The organism is Bacillus cereus group sp. BfR-BA-01350 (assembly GCF_022663775.1).
GTDB lineage: Bacteria > Bacillota > Bacilli > Bacillales > Bacillaceae_G > Bacillus_A > Bacillus_A paranthracis.
The window spans coordinates 66,362-85,834 of sequence record NZ_JAKUGD010000007.1 but is presented as its reverse complement, the minus strand read 5'-3'; the positions used below and the strand labels follow the sequence as shown (position 1 = coordinate 85,834).

Sequence of the window (19,473 nt, the reverse complement as noted above, 5' to 3'; positions counted from 1 at the left end):
AAAGCAATTTCAGACGTTTTAAGCTAGTTTCACCTCATTTTTGTGTAAAAAAAAAGAGAAGGACTCCGATCCTTCTCTCCGTATTACTTATAGCACTTCCGCATGTCCATTATAAACAATTCCGCGTGCTGCATCAACTGTTACTTCTTGGCCATTTTTTAAAGTTGCTGTTACGCCGTTTACACCAACGATAACAGGAATACCGATTGATACACCTACAACAGCCGCATGGCTTGTTAGGCCGCCTTCTTCTACAACTAGAGCAGCAGCTTTTTCGATTGCAGGAATCATATCTTTATCAGTGCTTGTTGTAACAAGGATATCACCTTCGTTTACGTTCGCTACAGCTTCAGCAGCTGTTTTCGCTACAACTACTTTACCTTTTGCAGCTTTACGACCGATTCCTTGTCCTTTAGCAACTTCTTCACCAACAACGTGGATTTTCATTAAGTTTGTTGTACCAGTTTCAGCAACTGGAACACCAGCAGTGATTACTACAGTGTCTCCAAGTCCGATTAGACCTGCATCCATACCTGTTTGAATCGCTGTATCTAACATTTCGTCAGTAGAAGCTGCACGCTTCTCAGCCATAAATGCTTGTACACCCCAAACAAGCGCAAGACGACGTCCTACTTGCTCGTCAGATGTTACAGCTACGATTGGAGATTTAGGACGGTATTTAGAGATCATTTTCGCAGTATATCCACTTTCTGTTGGAGCTACAATTGCAGCTACATCAAGAGCAAGTGCTGTATGCGCAACAGATTGGCTAATTGCATCTGTAATTGTTGGAGTGAACTCTTTAATACGTTTTTTGAACATATCTTCATATTGTAATGATTTTTCAACACGTACTGCAATGTTAGCCATCATTGTTACTGCTTCTACTGGGTATTGTCCAGCAGCTGTTTCACCTGAAAGCATGATTGCATCTGTACCATCAAAGATTGCGTTAGCTACGTCACTTGCTTCCGCACGAGTTGGACGTGGGTTACGTTGCATAGAATCTAACATTTGTGTTGCAGTAATAACTGGTTTACCTAACACGTTACATTTTTTGATTAGACGTTTTTGTACTAATGGTACTTCTTCTGGTGGAATTTCTACACCCATATCACCACGAGCTACCATTAAACCGTCAGAAACTTCTAAGATTGAATCGATGTTGTCGATACCCTCTTGGTTTTCGATTTTTGGTACGATTTGGATGTATTGAGCGTTATGCTCTTCTAGTAATTCACGGATTTCTAATACGTCAGCTGCTTTACGCACGAATGAAGCTGCGATGAAATCAACTTTTTGCTCGATACCGAAGATGATATCTTTTACGTCTTTTTCAGTGATACCAGGAAGCTTAATGCTTACGTTTGGTACGTTAACACCTTTTTTATTTTTTACAGTTCCGCTGTTAAGAACTTTTGTACGGATGTTTCCGTCAGCTTTTTCGATTACTTCTAGCTCGATAAGACCGTCATCGATTAGAATGCGAGAACCTGGGTTTACATCGTCATAAAGACCAGCATAAGATACAGAGAACTTCTCTGCAGTACCTAATACTTGCTCAGTAGAAATAACTACTTCTGCACCTGTTACAAGCTCAGCTTGTCCGTCTACGAAGTCGTGAGTACGGATTTCTGGACCTTTTGTATCAAGTAAGATACCAACTGTTTTACCAGTTTTCTTTGAAGCTTCACGAATGTTTTTAATACGAGCGCCGTGTTCTTCATGGCTACCATGAGAGAAGTTTAAACGAGCAACGTTCATACCTGCTTCGATTAATTGCTCTAATTTTTCAATACTTTCACTAGCAGGACCTATAGTACATACAATTTTAGTTTTACGCATATTGCACCTCCGAAAATTATGAAACCGTTCCCAAATATCCGACATTACGCCGATTAGATGGATAATTCTTTAGATAATTGATACATATCTTTATCGATTGTATGCTTTTGAGCTAACGCTTCGATAATATCATGATCAACAAGTTTGTTATCTTGAATACCTACACAACGTCCACCTTTACCAGCAATTAATAATTCAACTGCTCTTGCACCAAGACGGCTTGCTAATACACGGTCTTGTGCACTTGGTGATCCACCACGTTGTACGTGACCTAATACAGTTACGCGAGTATCAAAGTTTGTTGCTTCTTCAATGTGCTTACCGATGTCAATTGCACTTCCAACACCTTCAGCTACAACGATAATACTGTGTTTTTTACCACGTTCACTACCGCGCTTCAGACGAGCGATAACATCTTCCATGTCATACTCTTCTTCTGGAATTAAGATTGTTTCCGCACCATCAGCTAAACCAGCCCATAATGCGATATCACCAGCGTGACGTCCCATTACTTCGATAACATATGTACGTTCATGAGATGTAGCTGTGTCACGAATTTTATCAATTGCATCAATAACAGTGTTTAAAGCTGTATCGAAACCAATTGTGAAGTCTGTTCCAGGGATATCATTGTCAATTGTACCTGGTACACCAACACATGGGAATCCTTGTTCAGTTAATTTTTTAGCGCCTTGGTAAGAACCATCTCCACCAATAACAACAAGTCCTTCGATACCGTGTTTCTTTAATTGCTCGATACCTTTTAGTCGTACTTCTGGGTCTTTAAACTCAGGACATCTTGCTGTATATAATTTCGTACCACCGCGGTGGATAATATCGCCAACAGAACCTAGTTCTAATTTTTCAATGTGACCAGAAATTAATCCAGCGTATCCATGGTAAATACCATATACTTCAATATCATGGAAAATCGCTTTACGAACAACTGCACGAATGGCAGCATTCATACCAGGTGAATCTCCACCACTTGTTAATACACCAATACGTTTCATTTGTACTCACCTCATAAAGATTATTTGCCTTATAATAAAATAACACGAAAAAATATAAAAATACAATGGAGAAGATGTGTCTTTTCATAATAAAAACGTGCATTCGCGAAGTGGAACGCACGCTTTTCTTATTTTATCCAAATGGAAGCGTTTGAAAACGAAACTTGCCCAATTTTCATATATTTTTCATAACGTTTTTCGATTAATTCATCTTTCGAAATTCCGTTTAATTGTTCAAAAGTTTTCCCTAGCATTAAATCTATATTTTCTGACTGTTTCAAAATATTACGGTGTGCTCCACCCTTTGTCTCTGGAATAATTTCGTCAATTACACCTAATTCTTTCAAATCTGCTGCTGTAATTCTCATCGCCTCTGCAGCTTCCTTTGCTTTTCCTGCATCTTTCCAAAGAATTGCCGCTGCACCCTCTGGCGTAATAACAGAATAAGTGGAATTTTCTAGCATATGAATGTAATCTCCTACTCCAAGACCTAGTGCACCACCACTACCACCTTCGCCAATAACGATACAAATAACAGGCACCGTTAAGCCTGCCATTTCAAATAAATTGCGGGCGATAGCTTCACTTTGACCACGTTCTTCAGCAGCTTTACCAGGATAAGCTCCTTTCGTATCAATAAAACAAATAATTGGACGATTGAACTTTTCCGCCTGCTTCATTAAACGCAATGCTTTTCGATATCCTTCTGGGTGAGGCATCCCAAAATTACGGCGAATATTTTCTTTCGTATCTTTTCCGCGTTGATGCCCGATTACAGTTACAGGCATCCCTTTATACTTCGCAATGCCGCCGACAATCGCTGCATCATCGCCAAATAGACGATCTCCATGACATTCAAAAAAATCAGTAAATAAGTGCTCAATATAATCGAGCGTTGTCGGTCGTTCTGCATGACGAGCAATTTGAACACGGTCCCATACTTTCATATTGCCGTATATATCTTCCTCTAAATTTTCTAGCTTGTCTTCCAAAATACGAATCTCCTCACTGAAGTCCATCTGGCTGTTTTTCGTATAGTCTTTCAGTTCACGAATCTTATTTCTTAGCTCAACAACTGGTTTCTCAAATTCTAGCTCTGCCATACAGCCATTTCCCCTCCTTGATGAACTTCTAAAATCTTACGAAGCGATTCTCTCATATCATCACGATGTACCACCGCATCTAATTGACCATGTTCTAGTAAGAATTCTGCCGTTTGGAAATCTTCCGGTAGTTTCTCACGCACCGTTTGTTCAATTACACGTCTACCAGCAAATCCGATCAGCGCCCCTGGTTCTGCAAGATTATAATCACCAAGTGAAGCGAAACTCGCTGAAACCCCGCCCGTCGTTGGGTGAGTCATAACAGAAATAAATAATCCTCCTGCATTACTATGCTTTTTCAAAGCTACGCTTGTTTTTGCCATTTGCATTAAACTTAATATCCCTTCTTGCATACGGGCACCACCCGAAGCAGTAAAGATAATAAATGGAACTTGTAAGTCGTACGCCTTTTCAACCGCACGGGCAATTTTTTCTCCTACAACAGAGCCCATGCTCCCCATTCGAAAACGAGAATCCATTACTGCAACAACAACAAGCATGTCATCAATTGTTCCTTCACCAGTTACAACCGCTTCGTTCAAGTCAGTCTTCTTACGATCGCTCTCTAGTTTCTCTTCATAATCTGGAAACTCGAGTGGATTTAATGAAACCATTTCTTTGTCATACTCACGGAATGACCCTTCGTCCAATATACTATCAAGACGTTCCCATGCATTCATAGGATGATGATATCCACAATTCACACATACTTTTAAATTTTTTAGAAGCTCTTTCGTATACATGATTTTTTTACATTTCGGACATTTTGTCATAACGCCGTCTGGTACATCTTTTCGTACTTGTTCTGAAGGTATTGCAGCGTACTTTTTCTTTTTCACGAATAAATCTCTTAGCACAATTTGACCCCCTTCGTTGAGAGCTAAGGTTAGCGTAAGAAGAAAATTGGGCTAACACCAAAGTTTGATGTTAGCCTTATCTTCTCAATCTGTCTAATAACCTCACTCTTTACGTTTAACTTTAACCGCTACGCGATAGAATGTTTGTCATAACGTGTCATGGTCATTTCGACAAATTTTATACATTACGAGTAAAACTGTATATTCTCTACTAATTCATCGTAAATTTTTAGTGCATCATTTTCTTGTTTTTCTTCCAAAATAGCGTAAAGCTTTCTATACATATCGATAGAATCTCCTGAAACTTTACAAGAAAGCGTTGATACGTAATCATTTACGATCATCCAAATGCGATATAGTAAATAATTATCGACTTGTTCAATAAGTGTTTTAAAGAACGTTTGGTGAAGCATTGGAACTGAGTTTTCATTTCCTTCAAGCACTTGATGTAATTTACTTAGCACTTTAGAAAACATTTCTTTCGGTAAATTACATACAATTCGAATCATATCTTTCTCAAGCAATCGTTTTGTTTGTAATAAATCACGAATTGTTTTCTCATCTTGCAGCAAGAACGGAGCAATCAATTGTACAAGACCGTTATCGTAAAAGTTTCGAATAAACGTCCCTTCACCACGTCTCGTTTCAATTAATCCTACAAGTTCTAAAGCACGCAACGCTTCTCTTACAGAGGAACGTCCTACGTTTAAACGTGAACTTAACTCACGCTCAGACGGCAAACGATCCCCCGCTACCAATCCATCCTCTTCCATAATGGAACGGATTTTTTTTACAATTTCGAGATATACTTTTGTATTTGATGATGTCAATGGAAATTCCTCGCTTATTCTTTACCAATCAGCGCTAATTGTTTTGTTTTCTCAGCAACTTCATTTGGATCTACTTGACGGCGAGCTACTCCTGTCTCCATTGCAGCTTTTGCAACGTAAGCTGCTACTTGAGGCGCTACACGCGCGTCAAACGGTGCTGGAATGATATAGTCTGCATTTAACTCATCTTCTGCTACAAGCTCAGCAATAGCTTGTACAGCTGCCATCTTCATTTCTTCGTTAATTTGTGTCGCATGTACGTCAAGTGCACCGCGGAAAATACCAGGGAACGCTAGTACATTATTTACTTGGTTTGCGAAGTCAGAACGACCCGTTCCAACAACAGCTGCGCCCGCTGCTTTTGCCAATTCTGGCATAATTTCTGGAACTGGATTCGCCATTGCAAAAATAATTGCATCGTCATTCATTGTACGAACCATCTCTTCTGTTAATGCACCTTCTGCAGATACACCAATGAATACGTCCGCACCTTGTACAACATCAGCTAAAGAACCTTCGATACGATTCTTATTTGTATATTTTGCCACTTCATCCTTCACCGGATTCATACCTGTAGGACGACCATCATAGATTGCCCCTTTACGGTCACACATAATAATGTCGCGTACGCCATAGCGATATAAAAGTTTAATAATTGCAATACCTGCTGCACCTGCGCCATTTGCGACAACTTTAATGTCAGACATTTTCTTTCCAACTAGTTTTAGCGCGTTCACAAGACCCGCTACTGTTACGATAGCTGTTCCGTGTTGATCATCATGGAAGATAGGAATATTTGTTTCTTTTTTCAAACGTTCTTCAATAATGAAGCAGTTTGGTGCTGCGATATCCTCTAAGTTAACGCCGCCAAAAGTTGGCTCCATTAATTTTACAGTTTCAACAATTTTATCTACATCGTTTGTATTTAAGGCAATTGGGAATGCATCTACACCAGCAAAGCTCTTGAATAATACAGCTTTACCTTCCATTACTGGAAGAGATGCTTCAGGTCCGATGTTACCAAGACCAAGTACAGCCGTTCCATCTGTCACAACTGCTACCATATTTCCCTTCATTGTATATTCATATACCTTACTTTTATCGTCATAAATTTCTTTACAAGGTTCTGCAACCCCTGGAGAATATGCAAGACTTAAATCTTTTGCATTTTCTACTTTTACTTTTGATACAGTTTCTAATTTTCCTTGATGCACTTTATGCATGTGAAGTGCTTCTTCACGAAGTGTTGACAAACTATCCACTCTCCTCAAATTATTCTTGCTGATATCAATTTCTCCAAGTGGTCTGACCACGAACACTACTACTATAATAATCGAAGTGTAGGGAAATTGTCCATTATATTTTCACAACCACATTTTCTTCCCCGACAATTTCACGAAGTGCTCCTAAACATTCTTCACTTGGGTGAATCGATAAACTTCGAGATAATTGTACCATTTTATGTTCCTTTTCATAATAAATTAGTACTTTCGCAAAACCCGAATAGTCAAACAATATTTTAGTAACCTGATTTAAAATCTTTTTCTCATACTGAGACGGCAATTTCACGTAAACAGACGCATCTTTCTTTTCCTCATACACATCCATTTCTTCTAACGGATATAGTCCATTTACAATCCATTGCAACTTATGATTTCTAAGCTCAATCGTGCCGTCAACTAAAACAATTGCTCCTTCTTGTAACTTATCTGAGAAATGTATATACGTTTCGGGGAAAAGAACTGCTTCCATTTCATCATTTTGATCACAAAATGTAATAAATGCCATCTTTTGCAACTTTTTCGTACGAATCACTCTCACGCTTGTTATATACACAATAGCTCTTTGTACTTTTTTCTTATGTCGCATCGCCTGAGCGAGAGATGGAATTTCTAATTCTTTCGCTAACTTCACATACTGCGCTGTCGGATAGCTTGATAAATAAAAACCTAGTACTTCCTTCTCTTTATTTAACTGTTCAATAAAGGAGAGCTCTTCTCCTTGTACGTATTTTGATTTCGGAACAGCATCTCCTAAATCACGCGCAAGATTTGCATACTCTAACGCTCCTTTAAGACTTTTCCATAAATTTGTTCTCGAAACACCAAAATCGTCAAAACATCCAGACCAGACGAACGCCTCTAAATTTCGCTCTGTTACAAACTTTGATGGCATGCGCAAACAAAATTCAAATAAATCTTCAAACATTTTTTTCTCTCGTTCTTCAAGTAATGCTGTCACGGTAGCCATTCCAATGTTTCGAATGGAAAGTAAACTGTAACGTATTGCATTTCCTTCTATTTGGAAATTGTAACCACTTCTCTGAAGAGATGGCGGCAAAACATGAAAACCTTTTCGCTTCGTTTCCCGTATATATTGCACAATCTTATCTTCATTTCCAATTGCACTCGATAATAGTGCCGTCATAAATTCCAGCGTATAATTCGCTTTTAAATAGGCAAGCTGATACCCAATCATACTGTAGGCTACAGCGTGACTTCGGTTAAAACCGTAATTTGCGAATCTTACAATTAAATCGTAAATTTTCTCTGCAGATGTCTCGTCATAACCATTTTGTAAACACCCTTGCACAAAATGCTTACGTTCCTGATCTAAAATATCACGATTTTTTTTACTCACTGCACGGCGTAATAAATCGGCTTCTCCGAGCGAGAAGCCCGCCAACTTCGACGCGATTTGCATAATTTGTTCTTGGTATACAATTACACCGTATGTTTTTTCTAAAATCGGCTTTAAGTCCGGATGTAAATATTCAATTTGTCTTTTTCCGTGTTTTGATTCAATAAAGGTTGGAATTTGTTCCATCGGTCCTGGTCTATATAACGAGTTAACAGCAACAATATCTTCAAATTCATTCGGCTTTAACCCGCGAAGTACATTTCGCATACCACCTGATTCAAGCTGGAATACACCTGTTGTATCCCCTCTACCTAACAATTGGAATGTCTTTTCATCTTGAAGTGGTAAATTTCTTATATCGATTTCTTTTCCTGTTTTTTGCACGATAAACTTTATAATATTTTCAAGTAACGTTAAATTACGTAATCCTAAAAAGTCCATCTTGAGCAACCCAAGTTCTTCTAATGCATCAGCTGGGTATTGCGTAACATACACATCGTTATGCCCTTCTTGAATTGCAACACTTCCGGTTAATGGCTCTTGGCTCATAATAACGCCAGCTGCGTGAATAGACGTATGACGCGGCAAGCCTTCTACACGTTTTGCAATTTCAAACACACGTTCATGCAAAAGGTTTCCTTGTATAAACTCACGGAGTGATTGCGATTCCTCATATGCATCTTTTAACGTTATACCAAGCTTTGATGGGATAAGTTTTGAGAATATGTCGATATCTCGCGGCGGAAGCCCCATTACACGCGCAATATCTCTAATTGCCGCTTTCGCTGCCAGCGTCCCGAACGTTACAATTTGCGCAACACGAAGCTGACCATATTTATCCTTCACATATCGAATCATCTCATCACGTCTTATATCCGGAAAATCAATATCAATATCTGGAAGTGTCACACGCTCTGGGTTTAAAAACCTTTCAAATAATAGATCGTATTCAATCGGATCAATATCTGTAATTTCTAATACGTAAGAAACGAGTGATCCAGCAGCTGATCCACGACCTGGTCCTGTTAAAATATGATTTTCATGCGCGTACTTCATAAAATCCCAGACAATGAGGAAATAATCACTAAATCCCATGCTAGAAATCACGTTTAATTCATGATTCAAACGATTTATATGTACTTCTTTCGGCGTACCATAACGTTTTTGTAATCCTTCTTCACAAACGCGGCGCAAATACATATCATTCGTCTCGTTAGATGGGACAGGGAATTTCGGTAATTGATTTACATGAAACGGTATTTCTACTCTGCAACGTTCTGCAATTTCTACTGTGTTATAAATCGCTTCTTCTACGTGAGAAAATAGGGCTTCCATTTCATCTGATGATTTTAAATAATATTGATCTGTTTTCAGCCTCGGCCTATCTGGATCTGTCATTTTCGTTCCACTTTCAACAGATAATAAACATTCATGAACAAGTGCGTCACTTTGATTGATGTAGCGTACATCGTTCGTCGCTACAACCGGAATATTTATCCTATTCATAAATGCAGGTAATTTTTCTTGCAGAAGCAGTTCATCTTGAATCGCATGATGCTGTAAACTCATATAAAAATTGCCGAACATATTTTGATACATACGAGCTACTGCTTCAGCTTGACTCTCTTTGTCTTCTAATAATAATTGTTCGATTTCCCCATCTTTACCTGGTGAAATAGCAATTAATCCTTTCGCATAATGTGCAAGCCATTTCTTAGGAATACCTTCTTTTGACTTTGTCATAATGCTACTAGAGATCTTTAATAAATTTTGATAACCTATTTCATTTTCAGCAAGTAAGACAAGCGGATAAGACTTTTCTTCTTCTTCACTAAAAATAGAAGCTGTTAAGCCGATAATAGGATGTATACCATGTTTCTTACATGCTTTATAAAACGGAATAACGCCATACATAACATTTTCATCTGTAATAGCCAGCGATGAATAACCGAGCTCTTTCGCCCTAACTACAAGTTCATCAATTTTACAAGCACTTTTTAATAAACTAAAAACGGTTTGACATTGTAAATGCACAAACTTCACTGTTGTACCCTCTCTTTACCTATTTGACTACTTTTATTATAGGTGAAGAGGAAAGAGGAAATCAAAACATACTTCTTATACTTTGTCCATATATATGAAGAAGAAAGGGGAATGACGATGGATGTAAGAGAACATACTTTTTTCTCTCTGCTTATTATTAGTTATTTTATTGCCTTTGGGGTTATACTTGGTGGTTCATTAATTGGTGGATTTGGTGCATTTCTTATCGGAAAACCAACTCTCACTTACATTAATCAATTCGCCCAAAATTTAAGAATTTGGGCACTCGTTGCAGCGATCGGCGGAACATTTGATACTTTTTATAGTTTTGAAAGAAGTTTCTTTGGCGGGGATATGAAAGATATCGTAAAACAAATTCTCCTTATTTTTTTCGCAACAGGTGGTATGCAAACTGGTCTTATTATTATTAAATGGCTAACGCAGGAGCATGTATGAGAGTACCAAGTGCCAATACAGCAAAAAGATGGTATTTAGTTTTAGCTGGGGCTGCTGTTGGAGGTGTGTTGAGCTGGTTTATTTTTTTGTACATATACGGTGTTTTTCAAGAAGAACAAGCTAGTAAAATAGCAGAACAAAGAGAAATTATAGAAAAACAAGAAGCAAAGCTCCACGTCCTTCTCGAAGATCAAGAAAAATTAAATACTGAAAATAAACGGCTCTTAACCATTCAAGAGATTAAAATAAAACTTATAAATCGAGAAAAATACGATTTAGACAACCTTACAATTGAAAACATGACTACTTCTATCCATAATGACCTCCAGCATCTTTTAACGAAAAACATACAAAGTATCGCAAAAAATAAAGATCTACTCAAAAAGGTAATCGAAAACAAAACGTACAAACATTACGATCGGCTATACCGTTTCAAAGTCGATACGATATCTTTTGATACAGTGCTTGAAATTAGTATTACGATAGAGAAAGAAAAATAAAGAAGGAGGGCTTTAGCGCCGCTCCTTCTTTTTGTTCTACTATATAATCTCTTATCTACACAGCTCACGTAAATCAGCAAAAAGACGATCCGCTTCTTCCCAAGAAGATGCTTTTGCACCAGAAGCCATCGGATGTCCTCCGCCGTTATATTGCATTGCTAATTTATTTATAACTGGTCCTTTTGAACGAAGACGAACACGAATCACATCGTCTTCCTCTAAAAATAGAACCCACGCCTTTAATCCATCAATGTTACCAAGTGCTCCAACAACGCCTGATGCCTCAGAAGGAAGTACATCAAACTTTTCTAATACTTCTTTCGTTAATTTAATGTAAGCTGCTCCTTCTTCTACCATCGTAAAGTTTTGTAAAATATAGCCGTTTAAACGAGCAATCTTTTCTTTCGTCTTATACATTTCGTTGTATAAATCTGTAAATTTCACATCCATATCAACAAGCTCACTCACATAACGAAGTGTTTTCGCTGTTGTATTCGGGAATAAGAAACGACCTGTATCCCCAACAATACCCGCTAAAATAAGACGAGCTGCTTCTTTCGTTATTTGTAACCCTTTATCTTTTCCATAATTATAAAACTCATAAATCATTTCACTTGTAGAACTTGCTGTCGTATCTACCCACGTAATGTCTCCGTATGGATCTTCATTTGGATGATGATCAATTTTGATTAACATCTTCCCTTTTGTATAGCGTTGATCATCAACACGTTCTTGGTTTGCTGTATCACAAACGATAACGAGCGCATTTTCGTATACACTATCTTCAATATCATCCATTACTCGTAAATATGCTAATGACGGTTCATTGTACCCAACCGTATAAATATTTTTCTCTGGAAACGATTCTTGTAGAATTGTACTAAGACCGCCCTGTGAACCTAACGCATCTGGATCCGGACGCACATGACGATGAATAATAATTGTATCAAACTCTTTAATTGCTCCTAAAATTTGCTCATGCATATGTATAATCTCCTTTTTATTCAACTTCTTCACTTTAACGTGCAGTAAAAGCCCAATGAATGTGGGCTAATCATTAGCGCGGAAACATCCCCACACTAATGAAAGTCTCACTTTATCCTCCATTATAACGGAAAGTATTTCATACATGCGAACAATTGCTTTATAATAAAAATTAGAAAGTTTAGATATTTCTTTTTTCTCTACTATTTTTTCATAAAGCGATGGGAGTGTGCATGATGCCAGTATTAGTCTTCTGTATTATCGTCTCATTTATGTTGTACCTCTTCTACAAAACAAAATACTTTCGTACAAACCGCCCAATGGAGAAAGGTTGGCTCTCAGGAAAATCCGCAATGGCACTCGGTTCATTCGTCTTATTCTTTGGGATAAACCAATTCTTTTTAGAACTTTCAACCGCTCGCATTATCGTTGGTGTCTTATTCGTTCTATTTGGCAGTGCAAGTGCCTTTAATGGATTTCGCCAATACAAACATTTCTTACCATTAGCAGTTGAAGAAGCCGAAGTCTATGAAGCAACGTAAAAAAGCATCAACATTGTGATGCTTTTTTACGTCCTCTAACTTTCAAAATCATATATGCGACAAACGCAGATGGTATATTAAATGGGTTGCCTTGCACATGAAGATGTAATTGTTCTTCCCCAAAAGACATTTTTTCGTATAGTTCTCGCTGAGATAATCCTGTTTTTTTCTTTTTTTCATGTAAACCTTGTAAGTATAAATATTGAATCGGTATCATCACAAGGAAGTAAAATAGTGCGATACTACCAAAAAAGAGTACTGTTGATGACATCATGCATACCACCTTTCAGAAATCCATTTTCTTACAATTAAATTATAACATAGTCTAGAATCCAAATGAATTAATATTCTGTTTTTTTATCAGACAATTGTCTTACTGCATAACTCCTCTTCCGCATACTGAATATATCGGCGAATGAAATAATCAGGATTCTTTTTAATAGGTTCAATATCAAGTCTTAATGGTATTTTCCCAGCCATATAAAAGATTCTTGAAGCAGTTCCAAGTCGAATGGCTGCTTCCGAAATATTTCCCCTATATCCCATCATGAAGTTCCCCCATGCAATAATGAAACTTTCGTAAAACTATTTAAATTATATTGCTTACATAACCATTTTTTAGTGTGAAAATCCATTCCTATCCCCCTAGTTCGTATAGTGAAGCATAGTAATAATTAATAGCTTAAACTTTCTTATCGAGTAATCACCAATTTTCTATCCGCACCGATACATATCCTGCTATTTTTTTACTTCTCTACCCGAGCCCTTACGTAGCTTAAATAATAAATTTAAAACAAAATAAAACAAAATAAAGTTAAAGAAAAAGCCTAATGGATGAAATGAAAATTCCCATCCGCCATAATAAACAAATGTTTCAGCTGGTATACCAAAGTAAAGAAAATCGCTATTATTTTCTCCAATTGTAGGGGTAAAGGAACAAATAACAGCGAAAATCAAACTTATTACATACAATTTCTTTTTATTTAAATCCATTATTCTATGAGTTATCACATGAACAGTAATTACAAGTATTAAACCTAAAAAGAAAAGTACTACTCCCATTCGACACCTCCACAATTATTGCTCCAGCATCTTCAAATTATCGCATGCCCTATTTATGAATATGAAACAAAACGTAATTTAACATTCTCTTTTGCAATTCAAAATATAATACATTCGATAACTAAATTTTAAAACCCTCTAATGTAGCGTTCTAAAAAAAATGGAACAAACCAAAGCGGCTTGCTCCATCTTTTTATTTATCGATCAATTGCACCATAAGTAATGCTTTCCCAACAACATTACCTTCATGATGTACTTCTACATCAACCTTACCAAATTTACGTCCAATTTCTAATACTTTCGGATGAACCGATACAACATTGTCAATTTGAACTGGTTTTACGAAATAAATTGTTAAGTTCTCAACAATTAAATCGCTCTTCTTTTGCGCACGAATAACGCGATTCGTTGCTTCTGTCACAATCGTTGCGAATACACCGTAAGATAGCGTTCCGATTGAATTCGTCATTTGCGGTGTCACTGAAAATTGATATAGATGCTCATTTTTCGCTTCTTTCGGCGTCATAAATTGATTCGTTACAATATCATCGATTGTTTCACCGACTTGCGGTTGACGCTGAATCATTTGCAACGCCTGAAGTACATCTTGACGGCTAATAATACCTTGCAACTTATTTCCTTCATCAACAACTGGAAGTAACTCAATACCTTCCCACACCATCATACGCGCCGCAGCTGCGACAGACATTTTTCCATTTACCGTAATCGGATGCTTTGTCATCACTTTATCAATTGGTGTTTCTTTCGCTACACCGATCATATCTTTTGAAGTTACAATACCTAACACCTTTTTATTTTCATCAACAATCGGATATCTTCCGTGCATCGTCTCTTCGTTATACGCATGCCATTGCTGCACTGTATCATCTGGCTTTAAATATAACGTTTCTTCAATTGGCGTTAAAATATCTTCAACGAGTACAATTTCTTTCTTAATAAGCTGATCGTAAATCGCACGGTTAATTAACGTTGCAACTGTAAATGTATCGTAACTACTTGAAATAATCGGCAGTTTTAATTCATCTGCTAATTTCTTCACATGATCTTCCGTATCAAATCCGCCCGTAATTAACACCGCAGCTCCGGTTTCTAACGCTAATTGATGTGCGTTCGTACGATTACCGACAATAAGTAAGTTTCCAGCTTCTGTATAGCGCATCATCGCTTCTAATTTCATTGCTCCGATTACGAATTTATTTAACGTTTTATGTAGTCCTTCTCTGCCTCCAAGTACTTGACCATCGACAATGTTAACGACTTCTGCATATGTCAGCTTTTCAATATTTTCTTTCTTCTTTTGTTCAATTCGAATTGTTCCGACACGTTCAATCGTACTAACATACCCTTTATTTTCTGCATCTTTAATTGCACGATAAGCTGTACCTTCACTTACACTCAAATCTTTTGCAATTTGCCTTACAGAAATTTTATGCCCTACTGGCAGGCTATTAATATGTTCTAAAATTTGGTTATGCTTGGTAGCCAAATGGTTTCACCATACTTTCTTTTCCCTAAATTCTTCATGTGTTGTATTTTCAGTATACTATATTTTCAAAACTGTTACACTCTCTCTTTATATATCTGTACTATTTTTTTTATAACAAAATACGCCTTACATTACACCACTACTTCTATTACAACAATGTAATGGTATTGTCATCTCGTTCGATAGTTTGTCCAGCCACTTCCATATACAATGAAGACAAGAAATGAAACAAAGGAGCGGATACATGATGAAAAAATTATTAGAAGTTGTAGGTGCTGTATTGTTAGCTTTCGTAGACGGGAAAAAAGTTGCAATGGAATTGAATGAAACACCTGAACAGCCACTTCCAAAAAGAAAAGAATCATCAAAACAAGTACAACCTTTACAAGCTGTCCTACACACGTAAAAAACCCTTCACCTGTCTTTTCAAATGAAGGGTTTCTTTTCTATAGTGTAATACTTTCTCCAGCTTCTAATACTTTCCCTATACAATTTTGTAGCTTTTCTACAAATTGATATGGATCTTGCTCAATAACCGGGAACGTATTGTAATGCATCGGTACAACAGTTTTCGCCTGAACCCATTTTGCTGCTAAAACAGCATCTTCTGGTCCCATTGTGAAATTATCACCAATTGGTAAAAATGCTACATCAATGTTATTTAATTCTCCAATTAATTTCATATCAGAGAATAGAGCAGTATCCCCTGCATGGTACAAAGTCTTCTCTTCTGCTGTAAATAAAATACCCGCTGGCATACCTGTATATGTAATCGTCTTATTTTCTTCATCAATATAACTAGAGCCGTGGAATGCTTGTGTAAACTTCACTTTTCCGAAGTCAAATTCATGTGAACCACCAATATGCATCGGATGTGTTTTTACACCTTGCCAACTTAAAAATGTCGCTAGTTCAAACGGTGCCACTACAACTGCATTATTTTTCTTCGCAAGTTCTACTGTATCTCCAACATGATCACCATGACCGTGTGATAAAAGAATCGCATCTACTTTTACATCTTCAGCCTTTAAATCTGTTTTTGGATTTCCTGTTAAAAACGGATCAATTAAAATTACTTTTCCATTCGTTTCAATCTTTACAACTGAATGCCCGTGATAAGATACTTTCATTATTACATTCCTCCCCTTATTACATTCTCACTTTTTATTCTACATGATTTTTCAATTCCCTGTCTTTTCTAACATCGATTTACTTGTCATAACGCTTTCTTCCGAGTTAAAGTTATATTTGTAATTAAATATCTCGGGGGTGCCAATCAATGAATGCTAGATTAGAAAATTTAATGCAATGGCTAAAAGAAAAAAACGTTGAAGCTGCGTTCTTAACTTCTACACCGAACGTCTTCTACATGACAAACTTCCACTGTGAACCACACGAAAGACTTCTTGGTATGTTTGTATTCCAAGAAAAAGAACCTATTTTAATTTGCCCTAAAATGGAAGAAGGCCAAGCACGTAACGCTGGCTGGGCACATGAAATTATCGGATTTACTGATACTGACAGACCATGGGATATGATTGCAAAAGCAATTAAAGACCGCGGTATCCATGCAAATGCAGTTGCAATTGAAAAAGAACATTTAAACGTAGAGCGCTACGAAGAATTAACAAAATTATTCCCAAATGCAGCTTTCACGTCAGCTGAGGAAAAAGTTCGTGAACTTCGTTTAATTAAAGACGAAAAAGAACTTTCTATTTTACGCGAAGCAGCTAAAATGGCAGACTATGCTGTTGAGGTTGGTGTAAATGCAATTAAAGAAGATCGTAGCGAACTAGAAGTATTAGCAATTATTGAACACGAATTAAAAACAAAAGGCATACATAAAATGTCATTTGACACGATGGTATTAGCTGGTGCAAACTCTGCTCTTCCACACGGTATTCCAGGTGCAAACAAAATGAAACGCGGCGATTTCGTACTATTTGATTTAGGCGTAATCATTGACGGTTATTGCTCTGACATTACACGTACAGTGGCATTTGGCGACATTTCTGAAGAACAAACTCGCATTTACAACACTGTACTTGCTGGACAACTACAAGCAGTTGAAGCATGTAAACCAGGTATTACACTTGGCGCAATCGACAACGCTGCTCGTTCTGTTATCGCAGATGCAGGTTACGGTGAATTCTTCCCACACCGCCTTGGTCACGGACTTGGAATTAGCGTACACGAATATCCAGATGTAAAAGCTGGTAACGAGTCTCCATTAAAAGAAGGTATGGTCTTCACAATTGAACCCGGTATTTACGTACCAAACGTAGGTGGCGTTCGTATTGAAGATGATATTTATATCACAAAAGACGGATCAGAAATTTTAACGAAGTTCCCGAAAGAATTACAATTTGTAAAATAATAAAAAAGGCAGCGTGAGTGCTGCCTTTTTTATTTCTCTACTATTTCAAACTTCTCTACAATCATTTTTGCGGGATAGCTTTCAAGCATTTGAGAAGACCATACTTTTATTTTATCCCCTGTTTTTAATTGATCATATGCATCTTTATCCTTAAAAATTAGGACTATATCTGATGGATAATCTTGATTCATTTGTTGTTCTATATAATTTTGCAACTCTATTTTTGTCTCAAACGTTTTATCACCGACAAAAAACACCGTGTCATTTCTTAATATAATATATCCTTCTTTAGTTATTGCTTTTACCGCTACTTGTTTTGTAGTACATGCTGATATTACGAGTAGAAATGCACTTAAAAATATATACATAGAAATTTTCATATGCCTATTCATTCCTAACCCCTTATCCTACACTATTTCCGCTTTAACACCATCTTCTCTTCATACTTATCATCCCATTTAATCACAATCTCTATCGGTTCATCTTTAGATAGAGGCGCACAACTTACACAAGAAGACTTCATTTCAATCTTTGCTCCTTTATGATTTTCTGACGTTTGTGTCATTGTGCTAAAGGCTCCATTAATAGCAATCTCTAAATTTTTAAATTCTGTATTTCCATCTCCACCCTTATACCGAAATGTAAACATTCCATCTTCACTGTCATCCTTAATATGGCCTTTATATTGTCCCGTCCAACTTTTGCTCTCGCTAGAAAAAGTAAAATACCAAATCGAGCAGCTTCCTAAAAAGAAAATACTAATGAAAAAGAATAATGCTCTCTTCATCATGCCCCTCCATTCAAATGCACTTATTTATTGTCTATTTCTTCCTTCTATTATACTATTAAAATACAGAATTTTCTAAAACAGGAGGTTTATATGTTACAACAACAGTTAGAAGAAATTCGTAATAATAATTACATACTGGATAACAAAGTTAACATTGATTCTTTAAGTTCCAATATGCTTGAACATATCGGTGTTACTGATAGCTATTTAAGAGACAAACTTATTTACTCTACTTTTTATCATCTCATCAAAAAGGAATACCTTTCACACACGCAATTACAGAAACTACTATTAGAAAGCATCAGTGAAAAATATTTATTGTATAAGATTCATTCGGCTGATGAAGATGCGGTATTTACCCGTGCATTTACAACATTATTAATTGCCCTCATTATTGATGCTGATACAAATCATAATTTCTTATCACAGACTGATATTTCAAATGTAAAAGATCAACTAATTCTATATATGAACAACGAACATGATTTCCGGGGATATGTGCAAAACCACGGCTGGGCACATAGTATCGCTCATGCTTCCGATACATTTGAAGCGCTTGTTCGTAGTCCTAAACTGGAAACTTTACATTACGAAGAAATATTACAAACTTTATTAAACAAAGTCTGTGTCCATTCTATTTACTACAAATATGAAGAAGACGAGCGTCTCGTTTATCCGATTGTGGCAATGCTACAAAATGGTCTAAAGGAAGAAGTACTCCTATTAGCCCTTCATGACTTAGTAGCTCAATTACCCGTCAAAAAACAAACATTACATATTGAATCGTACGAGTACTTATACGGAAATGTAAAATCTTTCTTACGTAGTTTGTTTTTCCGACTACGCACACTGTCTATATGTGAAGAAACCGAATGCAAAATTGAAAAATTGCTACAAGAACTTCCAAAATATTATTAAAAAAAG

General features: G+C 36.9%; 20 protein-coding genes and 1 pseudogene. 6 read left to right on the top strand and 15 right to left on the bottom strand.

The features are described 5' to 3' along the window. Positions 1–87: 87 nt before the first annotated feature. From pyk to dnaE, 7 genes are all read right to left on the bottom strand, one after another. Positions 88–1,845 carry a pyruvate kinase gene (pyk, locus tag MR147_RS16565; protein WP_001232661.1) on the bottom strand — a complete coding sequence of 586 codons (1,758 nt, stop codon included), beginning with the start codon at positions 1,843–1,845 and terminating at the stop codon, positions 88–90. Positions 1,846–1,898: 53 nt separating this feature from the next. Further along, positions 1,899–2,858 (bottom strand): 6-phosphofructokinase, encoded by a 960-nt coding sequence (gene pfkA / locus MR147_RS16560; protein ID WP_000821163.1) that lies wholly within the window; start codon positions 2,856–2,858, stop codon positions 1,899–1,901. A 128-nt stretch (positions 2,859–2,986) separates the two neighbouring features. Continuing rightward, entirely contained in the window at positions 2,987–3,961 is a 975-nt protein-coding gene (gene accA, locus MR147_RS16555; protein WP_000818797.1) for an acetyl-CoA carboxylase carboxyl transferase subunit alpha, read from the bottom strand. Continuing rightward, positions 3,949–4,818 (bottom strand): acetyl-CoA carboxylase, carboxyltransferase subunit beta, encoded by an 870-nt coding sequence (accD, locus tag MR147_RS16550; RefSeq protein ID WP_000942861.1) that lies wholly within the window; start codon positions 4,816–4,818, stop codon positions 3,949–3,951. The genes accA and accD overlap by 13 nt, the downstream gene beginning before the upstream one ends. A gap of 185 nt (positions 4,819–5,003) precedes the next feature. Further along, positions 5,004–5,648 carry a FadR/GntR family transcriptional regulator gene (locus tag MR147_RS16545; protein ID WP_242304567.1) on the bottom strand — a complete coding sequence of 215 codons (645 nt, stop codon included), beginning with the start codon at positions 5,646–5,648 and terminating at the stop codon, positions 5,004–5,006. 14 nt (positions 5,649–5,662) lie between these two features. Continuing rightward, complete coding sequence (gene ystJ, locus MR147_RS16540; protein WP_001970845.1) at positions 5,663–6,871, bottom strand: NADP-dependent malic enzyme; 1,209 nt, start codon at positions 6,869–6,871, stop codon at positions 5,663–5,665. Between the two features lie 133 nt (positions 6,872–7,004). Further along, entirely contained in the window at positions 7,005–10,331 is a 3,327-nt protein-coding gene (dnaE, locus tag MR147_RS16535) for a DNA polymerase III subunit alpha (RefSeq protein WP_074606536.1), read from the bottom strand. A gap of 42 nt (positions 10,332–10,373) precedes the next feature. On the opposite strand from dnaE, the gene MR147_RS16530 reads away from it, so the two are divergent. Then, positions 10,374–10,787 (top strand): YtrH family sporulation protein, encoded by a 414-nt coding sequence (locus tag MR147_RS16530; protein ID WP_001998397.1) that lies wholly within the window; start codon positions 10,374–10,376, stop codon positions 10,785–10,787. After that, complete coding sequence (gene ytrI / locus MR147_RS16525) at positions 10,784–11,287, top strand: sporulation membrane protein YtrI (protein ID WP_001265735.1); 504 nt, start codon at positions 10,784–10,786, stop codon at positions 11,285–11,287. Before MR147_RS16530 ends, ytrI begins: the two co-directional genes overlap by 4 nt. Before the next feature lie 51 nt (positions 11,288–11,338). Here ytrI and MR147_RS16520 read toward each other — a convergent pair whose 3' ends face one another. After that, a complete protein-coding gene (locus MR147_RS16520; protein ID WP_074606535.1) occupies positions 11,339–12,271 on the bottom strand; it encodes a DHH family phosphoesterase in 933 nt (310 codons plus the stop codon). 236 nt (positions 12,272–12,507) lie between these two features. On the opposite strand from MR147_RS16520, the gene MR147_RS16515 reads away from it, so the two are divergent. After that, positions 12,508–12,813, top strand: a complete 306-nt coding sequence (locus tag MR147_RS16515; RefSeq protein WP_074606533.1) for a YtpI family protein — start codon at positions 12,508–12,510, stop codon at positions 12,811–12,813. 7 nt (positions 12,814–12,820) lie between these two features. Here the strand turns inward: MR147_RS16515 and MR147_RS16510 are convergent, their stop codons facing one another. The 4 genes and pseudogenes from MR147_RS16510 to MR147_RS16495 form a co-directional block, all read right to left on the bottom strand. Beyond that, the gene (locus MR147_RS16510) at positions 12,821–13,084 is read right to left on the bottom strand and encodes a DUF3949 domain-containing protein (RefSeq protein WP_000099739.1); all 264 of its coding nucleotides are present in this window, start codon (positions 13,082–13,084) and stop codon (positions 12,821–12,823) included. A gap of 89 nt (positions 13,085–13,173) precedes the next feature. Next, a pseudogene (locus MR147_RS16505) lies at positions 13,174–13,377 on the bottom strand (phosphotransferase enzyme family protein); the annotation flags it as partial. A 174-nt stretch (positions 13,378–13,551) separates the two neighbouring features. Then, the gene (locus MR147_RS16500) at positions 13,552–13,875 is read right to left on the bottom strand and encodes a hypothetical protein (protein WP_074606529.1); all 324 of its coding nucleotides are present in this window, start codon (positions 13,873–13,875) and stop codon (positions 13,552–13,554) included. Positions 13,876–14,068: 193 nt separating this feature from the next. Then, on the bottom strand, positions 14,069–15,382 hold the full coding sequence (locus MR147_RS16495; RefSeq protein ID WP_000201583.1) for a CBS domain-containing protein: 1,314 nt from the start codon (positions 15,380–15,382) through the stop codon (positions 14,069–14,071). A gap of 244 nt (positions 15,383–15,626) precedes the next feature. Between MR147_RS16495 and MR147_RS16490 the strand changes: the two genes are divergently transcribed. After that, the gene (locus tag MR147_RS16490; protein ID WP_000976310.1) at positions 15,627–15,788 is read left to right on the top strand and encodes a hypothetical protein; all 162 of its coding nucleotides are present in this window, start codon (positions 15,627–15,629) and stop codon (positions 15,786–15,788) included. A gap of 40 nt (positions 15,789–15,828) precedes the next feature. Here the strand turns inward: MR147_RS16490 and MR147_RS16485 are convergent, their stop codons facing one another. Beyond that, entirely contained in the window at positions 15,829–16,512 is a 684-nt protein-coding gene (locus MR147_RS16485) for a metal-dependent hydrolase (RefSeq protein ID WP_074606527.1), read from the bottom strand. Positions 16,513–16,661: 149 nt separating this feature from the next. Between MR147_RS16485 and pepQ the strand changes: the two genes are divergently transcribed. Beyond that, the gene (gene pepQ / locus MR147_RS16480) at positions 16,662–17,759 is read left to right on the top strand and encodes a Xaa-Pro dipeptidase (protein WP_074606525.1); all 1,098 of its coding nucleotides are present in this window, start codon (positions 16,662–16,664) and stop codon (positions 17,757–17,759) included. A 29-nt stretch (positions 17,760–17,788) separates the two neighbouring features. Here the strand turns inward: pepQ and MR147_RS16475 are convergent, their stop codons facing one another. Further along, a complete protein-coding gene (locus MR147_RS16475; protein WP_001079369.1) occupies positions 17,789–18,151 on the bottom strand; it encodes a DUF3221 domain-containing protein in 363 nt (120 codons plus the stop codon). 20 nt (positions 18,152–18,171) lie between these two features. Then, on the bottom strand, positions 18,172–18,546 hold the full coding sequence (locus MR147_RS16470) for a hypothetical protein (RefSeq protein WP_000816720.1): 375 nt from the start codon (positions 18,544–18,546) through the stop codon (positions 18,172–18,174). 93 nt (positions 18,547–18,639) lie between these two features. Between MR147_RS16470 and MR147_RS16465 the strand changes: the two genes are divergently transcribed. Further along, complete coding sequence (locus tag MR147_RS16465) at positions 18,640–19,467, top strand: DUF2785 domain-containing protein (protein ID WP_074606523.1); 828 nt, start codon at positions 18,640–18,642, stop codon at positions 19,465–19,467. Positions 19,468–19,473: the final 6 nt, after the last annotated feature.

Coding starts and splice junctions, on each gene's coding strand:
- pyk (WP_001232661.1), bottom strand. CDS start 1,845: ATGCGTAAAACTAAAATTGTATGTACTATAGGTCCTGCTAGTGAAAGT.
- pfkA (WP_000821163.1), bottom strand. CDS start 2,858: ATGAAACGTATTGGTGTATTAACAAGTGGTGGAGATTCACCTGGTATG.
- accA (WP_000818797.1), bottom strand. CDS start 3,961: ATGGCAGAGCTAGAATTTGAGAAACCAGTTGTTGAGCTAAGAAATAAG.
- ystJ (WP_001970845.1), bottom strand. CDS start 6,871: ATGCATAAAGTGCATCAAGGAAAATTAGAAACTGTATCAAAAGTAAAA.
- ytrI (WP_001265735.1), top strand. CDS start 10,784: ATGAGAGTACCAAGTGCCAATACAGCAAAAAGATGGTATTTAGTTTTA.
- MR147_RS16520 (WP_074606535.1), bottom strand. CDS start 12,271: ATGCATGAGCAAATTTTAGGAGCAATTAAAGAGTTTGATACAATTATT.
- MR147_RS16515 (WP_074606533.1), top strand. CDS start 12,508: ATGCCAGTATTAGTCTTCTGTATTATCGTCTCATTTATGTTGTACCTC.
- MR147_RS16510 (WP_000099739.1), bottom strand. CDS start 13,084: ATGTCATCAACAGTACTCTTTTTTGGTAGTATCGCACTATTTTACTTC.
- MR147_RS16500 (WP_074606529.1), bottom strand. CDS start 13,875: ATGGGAGTAGTACTTTTCTTTTTAGGTTTAATACTTGTAATTACTGTT.
- MR147_RS16490 (WP_000976310.1), top strand. CDS start 15,627: ATGATGAAAAAATTATTAGAAGTTGTAGGTGCTGTATTGTTAGCTTTC.
- MR147_RS16485 (WP_074606527.1), bottom strand. CDS start 16,512: ATGAAAGTATCTTATCACGGGCATTCAGTTGTAAAGATTGAAACGAAT.
- pepQ (WP_074606525.1), top strand. CDS start 16,662: ATGAATGCTAGATTAGAAAATTTAATGCAATGGCTAAAAGAAAAAAAC.
- MR147_RS16475 (WP_001079369.1), bottom strand. CDS start 18,151: ATGAATAGGCATATGAAAATTTCTATGTATATATTTTTAAGTGCATTT.
- MR147_RS16470 (WP_000816720.1), bottom strand. CDS start 18,546: ATGAAGAGAGCATTATTCTTTTTCATTAGTATTTTCTTTTTAGGAAGC.
- MR147_RS16465 (WP_074606523.1), top strand. CDS start 18,640: ATGTTACAACAACAGTTAGAAGAAATTCGTAATAATAATTACATACTG.